General features: G+C 40.0%; 10 protein-coding genes. 2 read left to right on the top strand and 8 right to left on the bottom strand.

What is annotated here, in order from left to right; genetic code table 11:
* Positions 1-128: 128 nt before the first annotated feature.
* From mltG to F6K18_RS20240, 5 genes are all read right to left on the bottom strand, one after another.
* Positions 129-1217 (bottom strand): endolytic transglycosylase MltG, encoded by a 1089-nt coding sequence (gene mltG / locus F6K18_RS20260; RefSeq protein WP_287523354.1) that lies wholly within the window; start codon positions 1215-1217, stop codon positions 129-131.
* Between the two features lie 139 nt (positions 1218-1356).
* Positions 1357-1929, bottom strand: a complete 573-nt coding sequence (locus tag F6K18_RS20255) for a DUF3727 domain-containing protein (protein ID WP_287277226.1) — start codon at positions 1927-1929, stop codon at positions 1357-1359.
* Positions 1930-2323: 394 nt separating this feature from the next.
* On the bottom strand, positions 2324-2812 hold the full coding sequence (ruvX, locus tag F6K18_RS20250; protein WP_124143915.1) for a Holliday junction resolvase RuvX: 489 nt from the start codon (positions 2810-2812) through the stop codon (positions 2324-2326).
* Between the two features lie 750 nt (positions 2813-3562).
* A complete protein-coding gene (locus F6K18_RS20245; protein ID WP_287523351.1) occupies positions 3563-4858 on the bottom strand; it encodes a GNAT family N-acetyltransferase in 1296 nt (431 codons plus the stop codon).
* A gap of 484 nt (positions 4859-5342) precedes the next feature.
* Complete coding sequence (locus F6K18_RS20240; protein WP_287523474.1) at positions 5343-6515, bottom strand: F420-0:Gamma-glutamyl ligase; 1173 nt, start codon at positions 6513-6515, stop codon at positions 5343-5345.
* 610 nt (positions 6516-7125) lie between these two features.
* Here F6K18_RS20240 and cruF point away from each other — a divergent pair.
* Positions 7126-8064, top strand: a complete 939-nt coding sequence (cruF, locus tag F6K18_RS20235) for a gamma-carotene 1'-hydroxylase CruF (RefSeq protein ID WP_287523349.1) — start codon at positions 7126-7128, stop codon at positions 8062-8064.
* A gap of 138 nt (positions 8065-8202) precedes the next feature.
* Complete coding sequence (gene cruG, locus F6K18_RS20230) at positions 8203-9375, top strand: 2'-O-glycosyltransferase CruG (protein ID WP_287523347.1); 1173 nt, start codon at positions 8203-8205, stop codon at positions 9373-9375.
* Positions 9376-9649: 274 nt separating this feature from the next.
* On the opposite strand, the gene F6K18_RS20225 is transcribed toward cruG, so the two are convergent.
* From F6K18_RS20225 to F6K18_RS20215, 3 genes are all read right to left on the bottom strand, one after another.
* Positions 9650-9844 (bottom strand): hypothetical protein, encoded by a 195-nt coding sequence (locus tag F6K18_RS20225; protein ID WP_287523344.1) that lies wholly within the window; start codon positions 9842-9844, stop codon positions 9650-9652.
* 692 nt (positions 9845-10536) lie between these two features.
* Positions 10537-12558, bottom strand: coding sequence for a hypothetical protein (locus tag F6K18_RS20220; protein WP_287523342.1), 2022 nt, complete (start codon positions 12556-12558; stop codon positions 10537-10539).
* A gap of 63 nt (positions 12559-12621) precedes the next feature.
* The gene (locus tag F6K18_RS20215; protein WP_287523471.1) at positions 12622-18099 is read right to left on the bottom strand and encodes a LamG-like jellyroll fold domain-containing protein; all 5478 of its coding nucleotides are present in this window, start codon (positions 18097-18099) and stop codon (positions 12622-12624) included.
* Positions 18100-18277 lie beyond the last annotated feature (178 nt).

Here is an 18277-nt window from a genome sequence, read left to right as displayed (position 1 = left end):
AATAAATAAGTTAAAAGTCAAAAGTAAAATATTAGCGCAGTATAAATAAAATACATCAAAGTTATTTATTCATAAACTGCTAATTTTGACTTTCTTACTCATCAAAAAAAAATAAAAAAAACTACTAGCTACTGAGATGATAACATTCTTTCTACCTCTGCAATAGCAGCCTCATGTTCTGCAGCAGTACGACTGAAAATATGAGTACCATCATACCTGGCCATAAAATATAAATATTCAGTATCATCTGGATTAAGAGTTGCTTCTAAACTTGCTAAACCAGGACTAGCAATTGCAGTTGGTGGTAAGCCAGTATTAAGATAAGTATTATAAGGAGAAGGAGTTTCAACCTGACTATAGGTAAGAGGTTTCTCTTTTGTTTGACGAATACCAAGGCCATACTCCACTGTTGGGTCTGCTGCTAACCTCATACCTTTCTTCAAACGATTATTAAATACACCGGAAATTACACCTCGCTCCTCAGAAACTACAGATTCCTTTTCTACAATACTCGCCAATGTCACCCACTCATGGAGGTTCAAATTTTCGGCATTATTCAGATTTTTCTGATATACAGGTAATGCAATTTTTTCAAACTGTCCTAGCATTTGATTAATAATAGCTTCAGGAGTATTTTTTTGTGCTTCTATCTTATAAGTATCTGGGAATAAATAACCCTCTAAGTGAGGTATATTACTTGGTAACCAGGGAAATTTATCATAAGGAATATTTCTAGTAGCAGCAATAAAATCAGCAGCAGGAAAAAATCCTTGAGCTTCTAAATATTCAGCCATTTGTTGAATTGACCATCCTTCACGAATGGTATAGCTGAGTTTAACTACATCTCCCTCTAGAATTTTATCTGCGATCGCGCTGAGTGGTTCTGTCGGTGATAATTTATAAGTTCCTGCTTTAAATTCTAGATTGGGATTTTGTATTCCCAACCATTTGACCCAGAAATTCCAAGCTGTTGCAGAACGAATAATACCAGCAGCTTCTAAATCTTCACCTATTTGTTGACCATAAGTTCCAACTGGAATTGTAATTGTTACAGCATTTTCTTCTGGAGACTGAGTGGATGATGTGTTTGTCACTAGTGGTCCACTAACCCAACTCCACCAGGCCCATCCCTGCCAAGCGAAAATACCACAGCTTACAGGCAGAATGGCCAAATAGAATAGAGCACGATTAGAAATTAGTTTAATACTGTTTCTCATTTGATTAGTTAATACTTTATCCTCAAGGTTCTCTTAGCTGAGTTTGTAGCGAAGATGATTCTTTAGGTTATTCTAGAGCATAATTTTAGATCTAAATATTTAATTAAATCACCCTAATTTGCTCAAAATTCCAAAGAGTCTATTCCATATCATGGAAAAGTTGATCTTCTAGCATTGATTGAACCATTGGCTGAATTTCCTGAAACTCTTCTTCTGAAAGCAATTCTAGTTTTCCATCATTGCTTTTACGAGCTGGAATTAAAAATGGATCTAATGGTGTGTATATTGCGTATTTCTGGTCTTTATATAAAAAAGTGGCCAACTCTTCGTAATATTCACCTTCTTCATCATTTTCATCTACTTCATCTAGTTCATCTTCATCCCATTCTGGTAACTCCCCAGTAACAGTTAAAGTTATAGCTGTTCTTTGAAGTGTGAGGTTTTGTTCTTCAAGTACAACTTTGGCAGTATCAAAAATTCGATCAATTTCCATTTCATCACCTACAGGAATACTTGCTTGGTCTAAATCTCCTTGTGCCCAAGTAAAGATTTCTATAGGTAAGTCTACTGGTAGTAACATTACATACTCTTGGTTATCTAACTCCATAGAATACTCTACAGTACAACATAGCGATCGCTCTGCCTCATCAGTTAAAGTGACATAAGTTTCTGGAGATTGTCCATTTTCTTGTGATTCTGGGGATGAATACATTTTGGGTATTTTGATGATTTTTTCACTTTAGTAGTGATCTAAGTATAGATAAATTCTGTTCATTAAGCTTCAAACAAGGTCTAAGAGATGGAGTTTTTGTTGATTACCAGTAAGCAGATTTTTAGATTTTGCTAACTGTAAGTAGTATTATGTATTTCAATACTGAACAATTTTTCGATTAGCGGGCATCTTGCCCGCGCTACAAACATTTAATTATTAATATTTGTAATTCATATACTTGGAATCTGCTGTAAAACAAAGACTGAAAGAATTAAAAATAGTCAGATAATGTGTAGATTTCGCGTTCATAAATAGTCTTAATATACTTGCATAATGCTATATTTATAGATATTATTATATTTTTTCTATACATCAATTTAAATTTATTTCTCTTCTATGTAATAGGTTTTTCTATATCTATCTCTATTGAATTATTTACTTGTGAAATAATATTTGGTTTTCTACGTTCATCCAGCCATTGCTGTAAAATCAAAGCTGCCGCTTTTCTATCAATTAAATGTTTATTCTGAGAAGGAGAAATATTTGCAGCTTTCAACATATCCTCAGCTTGAACTGAAGTCAAACGTTCATCAATATATTCTATAGGTAGAGCCAGAGCTTGTGACAATCTTTGAGCATATTTTTGTATTTTTTTCGCTTGAAAACCTATAGAACCATTCATAGAATATGGTAAACCTACGACCAGAACTTGTACTTGACGTTCTTGGACAATAATTTTTAACTGAGCTATATCTTCTTGAAAAGAGGTACGTCTAATAGTAGTAATACCAGTAGCAATTAAACCAGTACCATCACATCCTGCAACCCCCACACGTTTGTTCCCTACATCTAAACCCAGGGCTGAAATTCGAGATTGAGGCATTGAAAATTCAACTCCTTACTTCTACTTATATTATTTGGATTTATGACACATCTCTAATTCCTTCTCTTGGTCAGTTGGAGATGTTCAAAAATTAATAACTAATAATTAACAATTACCTCTTCTATTATGAAAAACAGATAGGATTGACCAAAAAAAAATTAAAATTATTTTGTAAGCATTCAGCCGTTAGCTATTAGCCATCAGCTATTACTTTTTTTTTAGTTCTAGATAAAATCTTTACTAATTGAGTCATAATTAAATTTTACTATAAAAGCTGGCTGAAACAGTCTATTTTGATTAAAATTGCCTCATGAGAGCTGACAGCTGACACCTAACAGCTAATAGCTGAATGCTTAAATTATTTTTCTCCTGGTTCCGAAAGACTTCAAGCTGGAAATTATTAATTATTTGCTGAGAAAACTTCACTATTATCAGTAATCAGTTAGCCTCCTAACGGAGGAACTGCGGACTTCAGTACCTTTGCAATAAGTAGGCTTGACATAAGGAATAGTCTCTTTTTTTATCCCTTTAAAAAGGGAGGCGCATACCCACAATTTTTCGGCAATTGATAATTTAACTTATAGATAAGAATTGATTTTATAGCAGTTTGCACTCGTCTAGTTACAGATTTTATCTCTAACAACTTTTGATAATAACTCATAGATTTTAGTTGTAAATATACCAAAGCAAACTGCTATATATTTAATTATTGGAGATGTCTATTAATATTAATTAGACACAAGTAATTCCTCATTTCTGAGATTTTCCATTATCATCTTCATCTCCACTTGTTAAATTAGGAGAAATAGTTGGCGATGGAGAATTTACTTGCTCATTTGTAGCTTCCCAATAATAATTATTATGATTAGTTTTCAACTGAGAATTACTACTTTTACCATGTCGATTTTGCATCATTTTCAACAAAGAACTACGACTAGGAACTGGTTTACGAACTGGTTGCAGACCTTGAAGAACTTCCGAAAACTGGAGGTCAGAAATAACTGACTTAGACTCTCGAAGTTTATGCCAAACAGAACGAGACATCAACAAAGAATGTTCAATTTGTTGAGCTTTTATCTTTTCTAAATATGCTTCACGTTCAGGTTGATAATCAACAGAAGCAAGTTGTAGAGATTGATCGGGAAAATCTTGAGCCAACGTTGCCATTTGAGATAATAACTCTGGATACAACCAAGTATAAGCTGGATGTACAGTTAATTGAGCTATATGTGGTTGTGTACCATCACGACATAATTGTACTTGAAAGTAGGCGATCGCTGCCTTACGTTGGGGTTCAAATACATACCCACTAACCAATTCATTATGATTTAGCCATTGCCTTACTCCCTCTATTAAACTACTAACAAAGCCAGTTTGAAAATCTGGGATATGGCGGTCGAATACTTGCCGTACTAGAGGAGGCATAGATGCTGTGTCCAATTGATAGAGCAACTGAGCATCAGCATTACTCACAGGTAGTAAGTTTGGTAAATTTGGCTGAGAAAGGGCTAACTCTTGTAATTTTTGGGTCGTAATTGTCCAATAAGTAATTTGAGCTAATGGCTGAAAACCATTTTGGCGATAAAGGGCCATCGTCTCTTGATCGTTAACATTAACTTCCAATAACCATGTGCGTGCTTCCCAAATTTTCTCAAAGCAGTATCGTAATAGTTGAGAACCTATTCCTCTGTTAGTCCCTGTTTCTTCCGTAACTATTCCTTCTACCCGCCAACTGCTGCGAGTGCGGTTGCTAGGAGAGACCTGGATTGCCCCTTTAATTTGTCCATCTACTTCTGCAACATAGGAAATTAACAAATATTTGCAGGGATTAGGGAAAAGGCTCAATAATTTTATAGGCCAGTACCAACGACTAATTTGTGGTAATTTCTGGCTTAAGCTAATAGGAGAGAGGTTAAAGGTAACATCTCGATGGTTGTGTTGTACCTCTGGAGTTTCCCTACATAGGTTATTGATAGCTTCTAGGTCGCGGTACTCTAGGGGACGGATGACCACCTGACTTTTGTTTTGGCGGGTTAAAGGTTTCATTATTTTTTCTTCTAGATTTTTAGGTACTTATATCAAATAAAGTTTTGATTTTTGTGGAACTGGAAATTTGGCGAAATCAGGTTTTAGTCATCCAGATAAATGACTAAAATGGACCTAAATTTATAGTTGTTTCAGATTAGTTATATAAGCATTATTAATACTTTATATCTTGTCATTAGTCATCTCCAGAAAAGAGGCAACAGGCAACAGGCAACAGGCAACAGGGAGAAATAATTGATAATTTATAGATAAGAATTGATTTTATTTTTGATTATGGGAGATGTCTATTAGTCATCTTCACTTTTTTTGCTTTCATTTCCATCAACTTCTTGTTTTATCTTTTCTTTTGCGGGTTTAATCTCACCGTCACTTGTGGTACTTAAAATTGCTTGGGTTTATAAGACACAGAATGGCGTGTAGAAGACTATCCATAAGTAATTTTCCCCTCTGCCTTCTGCCTTCTGCTTCCTGCCTCCTGCCTTCCTCAAGATGATGATGGCCTGATCAAAACTACTGGAGTTTGTTCATCCGCGTTTCCTGCGGGATTACTTCTCAAAGCGTCCTCCAATAAAGAGGTAGACACATTAGAGGTTGCTGCTAATATTTTAACTGCTTTCAAATCGTTAACATCTACGATCGCTGCACCCAGACCAGTTGCTTTTTGGATTTCTTCTACTAATTTTTGAGGATTTTCTGGACCTAAAACTATAAATTGGTCATAAGGAGGTAAAGTTCCAGTAACATCATCTATTAGTCTGGCTTGTTCTCCTGCAAATTGGTAGAACATACCGGGTTTGCCTAATAATTTGGCTATGGCACCTCCGAAAAAGGCCATCAATACTTTAACTGGTCCAACAATATCTACTAGCGTTTGCATCCCACAAGCTGTTGCCAGACTGGAAGTTGGCAGAAAGAAGTAACATATACGTTTGGCTACCCATCCAGGTTTCACGTCAGTAGGGTGACGAAAACGACCTTGTATTAAGGCCAGGGGTGTTTCACCAATAGTCACTATGTCCCCTGGTTGAGCATGAGGAACTACATAACGTTTGACAATTTCTATGGGATCGTCTAATTCAGTTAATAAGTGAGTGCGAATGGGAAATACTGTTGCATTTTGTGCTTCTCGCTGATTTGGAGTAGCTTTAGGATCGGGAAATTTGAGAGGCACTACAATATTACGAACTTTGGGAATGCGGCCTTGAGGTCCATAGGTAATATAATTGACTTTAATCCAAGCTGACTTGAGTTGGTCTAAATTTTCCCCACGAATATCAATTGATATTTTCAGTTTTGTCTTTTTTCCTACTTTAACGATATAAGCAAACCAATAATCATCAGCTCTAGCTGGGGCATCTTCATGGAAAGGAATAATTCGAGTTTGATAATTTACTTTTTCTAAACTTGCACCAGACAGCAGTTTTACTTCTGCTTGTATTTCTGGCACCATAATTTCTAAGCTTTTGGTACGGTTGCATAATTCCATTTCACCCACTAATAGGTAATTTTCTGGTTCTGCAACTGCTAAATGCCATTCTCCAGAGTTTAATTCTAAAGCATTTCCTGGACGACTACGATATTGTAATTCTAGTGCTAAATAGCCTAAACCTAGAAGTATAGTTAAGACTATAATTCCTGTTGTGAAAATTTCTATAATCACTTAATCTCCGGTTAATATTTATTTGAACTAAGTTTGCTTAATATAATTTCCTTCATCTTATTTGAAAATTCAGCTTATTTTACCGAAAAAATGGGTCTAAAGCCTCGCCTATAAGCGGGCAACTCTTCGTATCAGACTTTTAGCTATTGGGTAGTTCCTGCAATTTGTAAAGATATAGCACTACGCAAATAGCTTAGGACGTTTATAAATGCTCAAACTTAGTCAGGGATTACTTATAACTTTTGACTTATAACTTTTGACTTCTGACTTGCGCGTAGCGCTATACTAGCACGCACTGCTATATATTGACATTTTTTATTAAATATGATATTGAGATATAGCTAAATTAAAGAATCTGCGTCTCTGGGGGAGCGCAGAGTGTCAAAAAGTAAAACAAAATATCTAAGTTATTCTGGTTCTTTTTCTTGTAAAGATTTGTAAACTAATAGGTAGTGTTTTGCAGGATTGGTTTCTAGAAAAAATTAGTCCCACTCAGAAAAAATACTTCTAACTCTCTGTTGCTGATACACAGAATAGATTTGGAGTATTTTCGCAAGAACACAAAACTAGAAAATTACTGATTTTTGAACTCAGAAATAGGACTTCTATGAAGCAACTTATGATTGCCGAACGCTATCTATTACTTGTACATATTTTGTCAACAGTTTTTGGACTAGCAGGTCTGTTAATAGTTCTACCTAATCCTGACATTATTATCAGTTTGCCTCCAGTAGGACAGACTGCTTTCCAATTGAGTATGACAGGTGGAGGAGCAACTTATATTATCTTTGGAGCATTAGCAGTTGCCTTGTATAGCATGAGGAATTTGGGAATAGGTACAACCCTGGCTTTTATGCTGCCTTCTGTGTTTCTATCTTTGAGTAGTGAACTATTGGGCACAAGCACAGGTTTTCCTTTTGGAGATTATGCTTACCTTAGTGGCTTGGGATACAAAATCGCAGGTTTAGTACCTTTTACTATTCCCTTATCTTGGTTTTATATGGGGTTAGTTTCTTATTTACTAGCTCGTTGTGGTTTACAGGTTAAGAGTTCTAGCTCTTGGATACGTCATGTAGGAGCGATCGCTACAGGAGCAGTGCTTCTAACAGCTTGGGACTTAGTCCTTGACCCAGCTATGAGTCAGGCACCATTTCCGTTTTGGACATTTCAAGAGGAAGGCTCTTTCTTTGGTATGCCTTACCGGAACTTATTGGGATGGGTAGGTACAGGTGCAATATATATGTCTGTAGCTGCTTGGTTTTGGCGCAATAAAACAATTTCATTGTCCCGCCAAGAGTTAAATTTGCCACTCATTACCTATTTAGTTAACTTTGCTTTTGGAGCAACAATTACTGTAGTTGCACTAGATAGCAGATTCTTATTACCCACTTGTTTGAGTGTAGTCCTAGGGTTAATTCCAGCGATCGCCCTGTGGTTAATATCTCCAGCTAATCAATTGAGTGAGGTGGATATGTCCCTCGATAATGCGATGAGTGATGATGAGGTAAAAGTACCTGTAACGCAGGTGAAAATGGCTGTTAAATAACTCAAAAGTTATATCAGTTTTAAGTTTGAGAGAGAACACCGAGAACACCAGGGGCAAAGGTATTTGAAGAAATAGATTCTTGGCTTTGTTGGAGAGATAATATAGAGTCTAAAATACTGCCTAATAGAATCGAAAATCATGCCTGAAGCCTTTTTTTTTGTTATTTTACTGTTGCAACTACCAGCAACAGCTATCTTACTATCGCGCCTCATCAAAGGTCCTACTCGCCAACCGCCATTAAAACCTGACTCACCCACACCAGAATTAGTAGGTAAAGTAACTGTTGTCATACCAACTCTCAATGAAGCGACTCGCATTACTCCCTGTTTGCTTGGGTTGACTCGGCAGAGTTATGAAGTACGGGAATTTATCGTTGTTGATAGTAACTCGGTAGATGATACCCAATATATAGTCAAGACTAAGGCAGAAACAGACCCAAGGTTTCGCTTAATTACGGATGACCCTTTGCCCTCTGGATGGGTAGGTCGTCCGTGGGCTTTGCATACGGGTTTTTTGAGAAGTTCTCCAGAGAGTGAATGGTTTCTGGGGGTTGATGCAGATATTCAGCCAAACCCTGGGTTGGTCGCTAGTTTGGTCAAAAAGGCAGAGGCTGAAAACTATGACCTGATTTCGTTGTCGCCACAGTTTATTCTGAAATATCCAGGAGAGCTGTGGCTACAACCTGCTTTACTCATCACGTTAGTCTATAGATTTGGACCTACGGGCACGGGGGCGCAAACGCCGGAACGAGTTATGGCTAATGGTCAGTGTTTTCTGTGTCGGCGCTCGGTGTTATCAGAGGTAGGAGGTTATAGCAGTGCTAAGGGTTCTTTTTGTGATGATGTAACTCTGGCTAGAAATATTGCTGCCCAAGGTTTTAAGGTGGGGTTTTTGGATGGGGCAGAGGTTTTGCAGGTCAGGATGTATGAGGGTATGGTAGAAACTTGGCAGGAGTGGGGGCGATCGCTTGACCTTAAGGATGCTTCCCCTACTGCTCAAGTTTGGAGTGACCTTTGGTTATTGTCAGCTACGCAGGGTTTACCTTTGTTGATAGTTTTGAGTTATTTATTGTTTAGTTTGCCTGTTGATGTTTCTTTATCTTCCAGGTTTTTATTGTTTGGATTAAATTTATTTTTACTATTAATTAGATTTGCTTTGTTATTAGCGATCGCTCCTGCTTATGATTTGAGTAAAGCTAAATTTGGTTGGTTATTTTGGTTATCTCCTTTAGCAGATCCTTTTGCAGTTTTGCGGATATTTTTATCTGCGATGAAAACTCCTAAAAAATGGAGAGGTAGAGTTTATGGGTAATTAGTAATATTGATTATCTCGCTTACGCGAAAGAGGATGAAGTGCTTGGTCTGCCTTTTATGGGGGGTTATATCAAATCCGTTTAATTCGGTATCAAAAAAATGTTCCATCTTCAACCATTACCAAATATTTCTCGACCTCCCCACATTCCCCTCCTGGGAGCAGGGCTAATTTATTGTCGTCAGAGAATATTTATAACCCTATATTTTTTTGAGTTCCTGTGCTTCCCACAGTCCCCACATTCCCCTCCTGGGAGTGGTTATATCAAATCCGTTTAATTCGGTATAAAAACATTCTTTATCTTCACCATTACCAAATCTTCATAAATTTTTTCCCTCCTGACTCGGTCCTCCTGACTCGGTCCTCCTACTTCAAAAGATTTTATACCGATGCTACCGGATTTGATATTAGGGGTGGGTTCCCATACTCCCCACACTCCCAACCCCCTCCTTTTTTCTAAGCGTGACAATAAATTGACCCTGCCTCCTGGGCTATGCTTTATCAACATCTTTCTTAACATAAAACTTGACAAAACAGACAAATTATATCATGTCCGGTTGAACAGTTATAAATAAACGACGAAGGAGTCAGGAGACAACCCACCCCCAACCCCTCCCAGGAGGGGAAGACAGGAGACAGGAGGGTAGAAAGAATGAAGAAGGAGAAAGTTTTTTTATCACTAATTATCCGGACATGATATTATGGGTAAGTCTGGGAGCGGCTTTTTCGGGAGAAAATTGTATTGAAAAATACACTATGAGTGAGGACTGTAGACAAAATTCTTACTCCCCCCTCTTCCCCCTCTTCCCACTCTTCCCCCTCTTCCCACTCTAATTACACCGATGCTACCGGATTTGATATTAACCCCCCAGAATCCGCCTTGAGAGCTAATGAGTGAACGCTGAATGGCAGAACGCTTTTTTGACATACTCCCGACGTTGCCCTTACGGGACAACGCGGGATTCTTCAGCCTGGGAAACCCTGACCGCTGTTTCGTGTGAGGTGATGTCCTCCCCCTGTGTTGACCTTGATTATAACAAAATGTACCTAGTTTGTCAAGGGCTTATGAACGTTTAGTTTATGAAGGTATCCGAATCTTGGCCCTGGCTTTCCCATACGACGCTCCCCTTCGGGAGAGCGCGGGACTTCCCGCCAGGAAAGTTAATTTTCTTGAGTTTCAACTTCCTCTGGCAAGGAATAATCTGGCACAGAGGAGTATGTCTGAGACAGCACAGCTAAATCATCCTCCAGCTCGGAAGGAAGATCAACCCCATAATAGTAGCAGAGAATGAGAGTAATATCTTTATTGTAAGACATTAAGCTAGGAGCGTACTTGGCTAAAGTATTATTAACCGCTCTCAACAAATTATCATAGCTATCCGCAGAGCTAACCACAAAAGGTTCAAGACGCTTAATTAACTCGTAGTAGCTAGAGATATCCAAATCCTTCATTTCTCTCTCAAGAGGTGGAGTCTCAGCCCCAATTTCTGGCAGAATGCGACTCACGAAAGTCACTCGGTGCATGACTCGCCAACAAGAGGGAGCTTTACCATCGTTACGCGCTCCTCGTAGAGCAATAGCATTTTTGTCATTGCTTTCATTCAGCCAGATGGGGTCAATGACTTTGTTAAACAACTGCTCGTGGTTTTCATTGTCTTCTTGCAGGAAGAAAGTCATAAAACGATAAGCATCAACTTTCCCTGGACACAATACAGGTTTGCTGTCAGCGTCATAAACTGGATCGGGTTCGGAAGGATCTTCGGAATAGTCATATTTCTGAATGTTATTCGAGAGGTCAAAAGTTATCTGAACCTCAAAGGTTTCTTGTTGTTCCTTAGCACGACTCCTGGTCAGACTTACCCCCAGGTTCGAGAAGCCAGTTGACTTAAATTCTGAAGCTGAAAACTCAAATTTCATTTCCAGTTCTGATGTGGCACCACTTTGAAAAGAGAAATTAAAAGACCCCTCATAACTTTCTGTACGACTCTGAGTAGTTTCAGAAGACTGAGAATAAAAACCGCCATCGGCAGACCAAACATAAGTATTGACAATGTTCTGCTTCGCAAATTTATCTGGAAGTGCCTGATCTTTATTATTTTCACGCTCAAAGGCTTTTCCTATATCGCTAGTCGTTGATGCCAGAGATGCAAGAGCAGATATCTGTGAAGTAAACCAAGCGCCAAAACCTCCAGCACTCTTGGTCTTGGTTACGGGATTGTCTGTACCCAAACCAGACGTAACAGTTAGGGGAGAGCGGCGACTCTGGGAAAATCCTATGCCACCAGCAATAAGACTAGCACCAAGGTTAGCAGCATAATCAATACCAACATCTGCTGCCCAACCCTCGCCATAAGCAACATTAAAGTTTTCATAATAAGCTGCTAGCTCTTTCTCTTTTCGATTAATCTCTTCCTTCAGATTATAAGCTTCCCTGGGTTTGAAGTAACTGTATTCGCCGTAATCACTAGCTGTAGGATAGTTTGGATCGAGGAAAATTGCACCCTGTTCGTCATAACCAATCTTGCCATCAAGAGTACCTTGTTTAGTATATTGGGGATTAATCTTGAAGGGAATGAGGTTGAAGTCTGGCGGAATGTCTTGGTTAGGGCGAATAGAATAACTAAACAAAGCATTGTTATGCTCAAAGCGTAGGGCAAAAACATCCGCTGTCTTGGAGATAACCAGAGCTAACCCTATATTTTCCGGCACATAACGAGGACCTAAAACTGGGTTATAAGCAGGAGGTTTATAATTATTATCTGGATCTGGTAATGGTTGCCAATAGCCTTTGAGTTGTTGTGTGGTATTTTCAGTAGTAGTTTTGCCAACCTCGATCGCTTTCTCATCGGTGTAACTATTATCACTATCTAGTTGAGTTGCACCTGTTCCCGCTCCTGACAGATCGATATCAATGGTTTTACCTACACCCAATGGTGCAAGAACAAAACTCAGATCAATCTCGCCTCCATTCTTTGCTTCTTGCTCAAAGCCATTTTGAGCTGAGTTGCTACGAGAGTGAGCATAAGAGTAGTTGTAGGAATTCACTTCCGTGACTTCTACAGCAGTAGTTCCATCATAACTATCTTGATAATCTTCAGGTCCTACAGTCAAGTTTTCACTGGGAACAGGTGGCGCACCTTCAATAAACCCGATAATTTGTGGGTCAAACTGTACTTGAGCCATCCACTGAGTTTTCAGGTTGGCAACTTTGAAGCCATGAACCAGATGCCACTGATTGTTGTAAATTTAGGTATATAGGCGTTGCAGGCTGCCAGAGGTTCCCCGGTTGGGATCGTTGAACATCACCCCGTAGTCAACCACAGAGGGGAAGCCGTGAATCACGGTTTGATATTGTTGGGTATAGCCATCAATCGCCGAACGCACCAGGGCAATGTCATCCCCAATGGGTGCGTTGGAAACTGCTCGGGTGGGTTTGTTATTATCGTTTGTGGGGAATGTCAGGTCGTTACCCGTAAAAGATTCGTCTTTGAGAAGATTGGCATCTTCAGTGAGATTACAAGAGAAGTAAGCAATCAGGTCTTTCTTTTCTCCCTTGACATAGGTAAAGAGACTCTCTTGAATTTGCTGCTGTAGACGGAAAGTTTTCCAGATACGAATTTCATCCATTTCTCCATGAAGGAAATTAGCGAAGTTACCCTCATTATCTTTGGCAGCACCCAAAGAAAATTGCGGTTTATTGTCAGAGGAATTCCGTTCATACCTCAACTCAACAGGTTGACCATTGAGGTAGGCAGAGCAGATATTGGCGTCGGGATCGGTGTTTTTTACCCACTGCCATTTTTCGCCTGTAATTTTCGCGTGGTTTTCTCCCACACTATCATAAGCAATGTTGCCTTCTTTTTCATTCAATGACCACCAGGCGACCAGTCCTCCTGTTTCCTGACCGTAGAGCAACTGTCCTAAAGATTCCGGCTCAAGGGCTATATTCCAAATTCGCACATCGGAGATCATGCCGTTGAAACTCTCTCCTATCTTCACCGGGAAGTTGCCAATACCAGGGTCTATGTCTTTGATCAGATCGGATTCTCCAGCTTTTTCCCCATCAATGTAAAAGATGATCCGTGTATGAGCTTCAGGAATTTGTACCTCTACGGTCTCTTTTTGATCTCCAATTTGTATGGTCTCGGTATAAGTTTTGTCAACTAATTCCGTTTTGCGGACGACTGCCACCTTCTGTAATGTATTGGTAGTCAGGGCGCTACTGGAGGTAAAGGTTTTCCAAGTTCCGTCTTGGTTTTGGCAGGAGAAGACTAACTTTCCATTTTGGTTCGTCTCTAACTTATAGGGAGTGAGTTGAGTGTTGTTAGAGCTAACACCTGTCTTAGCCAATAGGGTCGATGCTTTAATTTGAGCAGGCTGACAGAAAAGCTCTAGGGTTAAGTCTTTGGTAATGTTAAGGGCACTTGCATCAGGCGCTTCCAGAACATCACCATTTTGGAATTGAATTCCGTAGGATTGGAGATAGGCGAAGGCTAGGTGAGTCCAACTGCTTTGAAATATTGCTTGCTGACTGCGATAAGCATGGTTGTCAAATTGAGCAGTTAAGGAAAAGGCAGGTGCTGCTCCTAATACTCGCTTCCCTTCCACATTACCATCATGTCCGTTACCGGAATAATCACGGGTATCGGTACCGTCTAAGCGCCAGTAGGCAATCAAGCCTTCTTGTGGGTTGAGCTGCGTTCCCATAGATTCACGGATTTCTTCCTGGGTGCGGGCTAAATCCCAGATTCGGACTTCTACTAGGTCAGCTTTAGCTTTCTTGGCGTTATCGTATCTCCTACCTAAATTCCAAACACCTGCTCCTTGCAAGGATGTCACATTACTATTTTCAGATGCTACCAACTCCCCATCACGGTAAGTCTTCCGACTTTTGCCATCGTAATCATAGACACAAGCCCAATGATGCCAATTGTTATCTGAGTATTTAGCATCACAGTCCAGGTCATTAGAGTAGAAAGCGAAAGCAAACTTATTATTTGCTCGGAAGCCAATATGCAACCCTTTGTTGTTCTCTGAGGTTCCTTGACTACAGAGCCAATCATCTCGACCATTTTCCAGACGCTGTGCCCAAAATTCCACAGTAAAACTCTTGTTTCTCAGATCAATTTTGTCACCACAAGTAATATAATTTTCGCCATTGAAACGAAAGGCATATTTGGGCAACATTGAGATGCCGTACTGAGAGATGTTTAAATGATTATGGGGTTTGTCATTCTTATGATAGATAAGACAATTACTGGGAGCATCTGGAATCTCTAAGGAGATATCTGGAGCCTCTATAACAGCGGGTGCAGTTTCTTTGTTAGTCTGAAAATCATAAGAAAGAACTCCGTAATGCCCATTATCAGTAGAGTCTTCATACTTTTTTCGCTGTCGCGTATTTGGTGATACCACTCCTCCGTTACTGGTATATTTGTTTAAGTTCCCCGTATTTCGAGCTAAATTATTAACTGTATTTTCACCATCAACTCGCCAATTGGCGAGTAAACCCGATTGTGGTTTGTCTATCCATCGGTACATATTATCCTGAATTTGTTTCTGGCTGCGGGCAGAATCCCAGACTCGCACCTCTGCAACATAGCCATGAAAGTCAAAACGCTTACCTACGCAACGATCTCCAACTTTCCACGCTCCTCCCGAGTACGGATGAGTTCCTGTATATCCATCCGTAGCGTCTAGTTCCTCTCCATTCCTATACATCTTCGTGGTCTGATTTTCCTTGTTTATTACAGCAGCATAATGATTCCAACTCTGCATAACTGAAGAGTCATATATTCTCTCAACTCTATGTTTTCCATTAACCCGTACAGCAAGTCTTCTCGATCTGCCACTCACACCCGCAAAATAATTATACCTCCCAAACATTAGTCTTTGAGTTTCGGGGGTATCATCTTTGTACTTAGATACAATCCAATCTTCGCGATCGTTATGATTTCTTTTTGCCCAATATTCGATAGTATAACTTTTATCTGTGACGTTTAGGCCGTCTTCTCCGTTCGTGTGATAGTGACATTTCTGGGAAGCGTTATCTCCAATAAAGGAAGCTGCTGGCTGATTGACAGTCTTTTCTTCTAACTTCCAGTAAGCGACTAATCCTGATTCATTACCCTCAAGTTGTTGCCTCATCTTTTCGATGATTTGTTCTTCGGTGCGAGCACTATTCCAAACTCGCAGTTCCATCATCTCTACTTTTGCAAAGTCTGCGGTTTCGCGTGAACCAATCAGGAAACTACCATCCCCTTGATAGGGAGTCACATTACTATCAGATGCTACTTCAATTCCATCACGGTAAATTTTCCGACTTCTGGCTGAGTGGTCGTAGACACAAGCCCAGTGATGCCAATTGTTGTCTGAGTTATTAGAATTGCAGTTGAGAGCGCTATACCAGAAATCGAAGGCAAACTGATTATTAGATCGGAAACCAATGTGAAGTTTTTTGTTCGATACGCCTGTCTCGCCGTGAGACAACAACCAATCATCACGATTAGAGTCCGTGCGCCTTGCCCAAAACTCAATGGTAAAGCTCTTGTTCTTCAAGTCTATTTGGTCGCCACAGTTGATATAGGTATTACCCTCAAACCTCAAGGCCGATACAGGTAAGTTTTCAGGCCTTTCTTTCCCTGGAATCAAAGTTGGCTTAACCCAAGTTTCCAGAGTCACTGCATCAGCGTCCGAATCAAACCCTTTGAGTTTAACTTCGTTGTCCGTACTAATATAATCATCCTGATCAAACAAAAGAGACTCCGAAACAGGAGGCGAAGTCCAACCTGTGGTTTTTCCATTCCCTGATTGAGTCGCGTCTCCATTCACAATGGAACTCGTTGCCGGGGCAACTCCCAAGCTAAGATTGAACAACATAGAACCACTGTAGACTACTGCACGGTCTTGGGAATTGTATTTAAGGGTTTTTACCGGAGTAATAGTTGATTCTTTTTTCTCTTCCTCTTCGTCTTCCTCTTCCTGCTGATATTCAGTCACCCCTTGATTAATCAGTAGCTGCAACAAATCAACCAGGCGGGGGGCATCTGTCCAGGTTTCTTCATAACCCATTGCCTTGATGGTAAGGGTACAAGTTTCTTCCGTGCTTCCATCTGTAATAGAAATTTCCCCATCGTTCATCTCAGCTTCACCGTTGTAAGCTAACCAAGTCAGAGTATTCTCACTGTCGCTTTCAGAAGTGAATTTGGCTTTGGCGGTAGTGATATCGAAGTAAGCCACTGAGAATTGTTGATTATCCTCTCGCTGGAAATAAAGTCCCAGTTTGTCTGGTCCACATTCCCGGATGTCTGGGCGAATGGTGGTGCGAGCAAAATCTAGTCCTGCGCCTTTGACGGTTAATCCGTAAGGGTCTATTGCCAGGAGGGGCAGGGACTTGAATGTGGCTGCTTGATTTCTGGAAATAGCTGCTTTTAACTCAGCGAGTTGTTGGAGTTTTTCTGCCAGCTCTTGCTTTTTCTGAGGCAGTTCTTGTTCTTTGTTGAGGACTTGTTCCAGTTGGGCGGCAATTTTGTTTTTGACTTGGGAGAGGATACCGGAACTGAGAGGTTTAGTCACAGAAGTTAACTCTTGCCAGTGCTTTACCAGTTTTTTGTATTCGGGTTGCTCTGGGCGATAGTTTTGCTTTAGTCCCTGGGCAATGGTAGCTAATGCGGTTTGTTTGCTTTCTAGTTCCTTTTTGGAGGGAAGTTTGTCTAGTTCTTGGAGTTGTTGACGTATTTTGAGGAGCTGTTTTTTGGTTTCTTGGAGGTCTTGTTTGTTCTTGGAGATGGAGTCAGCTCTTTGTTTGAGTTGCTTGGGGTCTACATCTTCGAGTATTTGACTAGGCTGAGACTCCATCATTAATGGCAAGCTTAACAAATCCTGGGCGATGGTGGCTAATGCGGTTTGTTTTGCTTCTAGTTCCTTTTTGGAGAGGAGTTTGTCTAGCTCTTCGAGTTGTTGACGTATTTGGAGGATCTGTTTTTTGGTTTCTTGGAGGTCTTGTTTGTTGTTGGAGATGGAGTCAGCTCTTTGTTTGAGTTGCTTGGGGTCTACACCTTCGAGTGTTTGAGTCGGCCCAGGCCCTAATAATGGTAAGGTTAACATATCTGGGATTTGGGCAAGTTTTCCATCGCGGCCTACTCCTATATCAAAAATAGCTATTTTACCCAGATTGACTTCTATTTCTCCAGTAGGAATAGCCAACATCACACGACCATCATTCTTGATACCATCGCCGTCAGTATCATTGGTTTCTTGTTCATAGTAGAACAAACTGGAAAAGCTGGAAATGATAGGACGACCAATCTTAATGCTAGTACGACTTACTCCAGGATTATCACCCACAGGAGCATCAGACGCAACCCACTGGGGTTTCTTCTTCCCTGCGAGTGTTCCATGACAAGCCCGATTAGTTTTATCATAGACTATATCTCCTGACCCTTCATCAAAGCGCCAATAATTCATCAATAGAGTTTCATTACCTACCAAGCGGTAGTTCATTTCCTGTTGAATCTGCCCTTGGGTGCGTGCAGAATTCCAAATCCGGATTTCGTCTATGGTTCCTTGGAAATTTTGGTCACCGTAGGTTCCAATAATAAAATTTCCTGTGGATTGAGCGTGATTTTCCGCAGTTCCTTCTGCTACTTGGACTCCATCCCGGTAAATTTCCATTTTCTTGTTTTCTTTCTTATAGACAAAAGCATAATAGACTTGTCGCTTAATAAGGTAAACTAGAGATTAGTGTTTTAAAGATCAGAAGAAAAAATGCTGGACATCAATCGAGTGCTAAAAGAAGACCGACTCTTAAGGGCATTAACGGGACTAAACCGTAAGGCATTTGATGAATTGTTGCAAGCTTTTTCTGTCCAGCTAAACTTGGAAGCGATCGCTAGCACCCAAA

It is taken from the genome of Okeania sp. SIO2C2 (assembly GCF_010692625.1).
Classification (GTDB): domain Bacteria; phylum Cyanobacteriota; class Cyanobacteriia; order Cyanobacteriales; family Microcoleaceae; genus Okeania; species Okeania hirsuta.
The sequence above is the reverse complement of the archived record's forward strand: the minus strand, read 5'-3'. Positions and strand labels throughout refer to the sequence as shown.

Excerpts from the sequence above, each read along its gene's own strand:
- ruvX (WP_124143915.1), bottom strand. The coding sequence starts at position 2,812 with ATGCCTCAATCTCGAATTTCAGCCCTGGGTTTAGATGTAGGGAACAAA.
- cruG (WP_287523347.1), top strand. The coding sequence starts at position 8,203 with ATGCCTGAAGCCTTTTTTTTTGTTATTTTACTGTTGCAACTACCAGCA.
- F6K18_RS20255 (WP_287277226.1), bottom strand. The coding sequence starts at position 1,929 with ATGTATTCATCCCCAGAATCACAAGAAAATGGACAATCTCCAGAAACT.
- F6K18_RS20245 (WP_287523351.1), bottom strand. The coding sequence starts at position 4,858 with ATGAAACCTTTAACCCGCCAAAACAAAAGTCAGGTGGTCATCCGTCCC.
- mltG (WP_287523354.1), bottom strand. The coding sequence starts at position 1,217 with ATGAGAAACAGTATTAAACTAATTTCTAATCGTGCTCTATTCTATTTG.
- F6K18_RS20220 (WP_287523342.1), bottom strand. The coding sequence starts at position 12,558 with ATGGCTCAAGTACAGTTTGACCCACAAATTATCGGGTTTATTGAAGGT.
- cruF (WP_287523349.1), top strand. The coding sequence starts at position 7,126 with ATGAAGCAACTTATGATTGCCGAACGCTATCTATTACTTGTACATATT.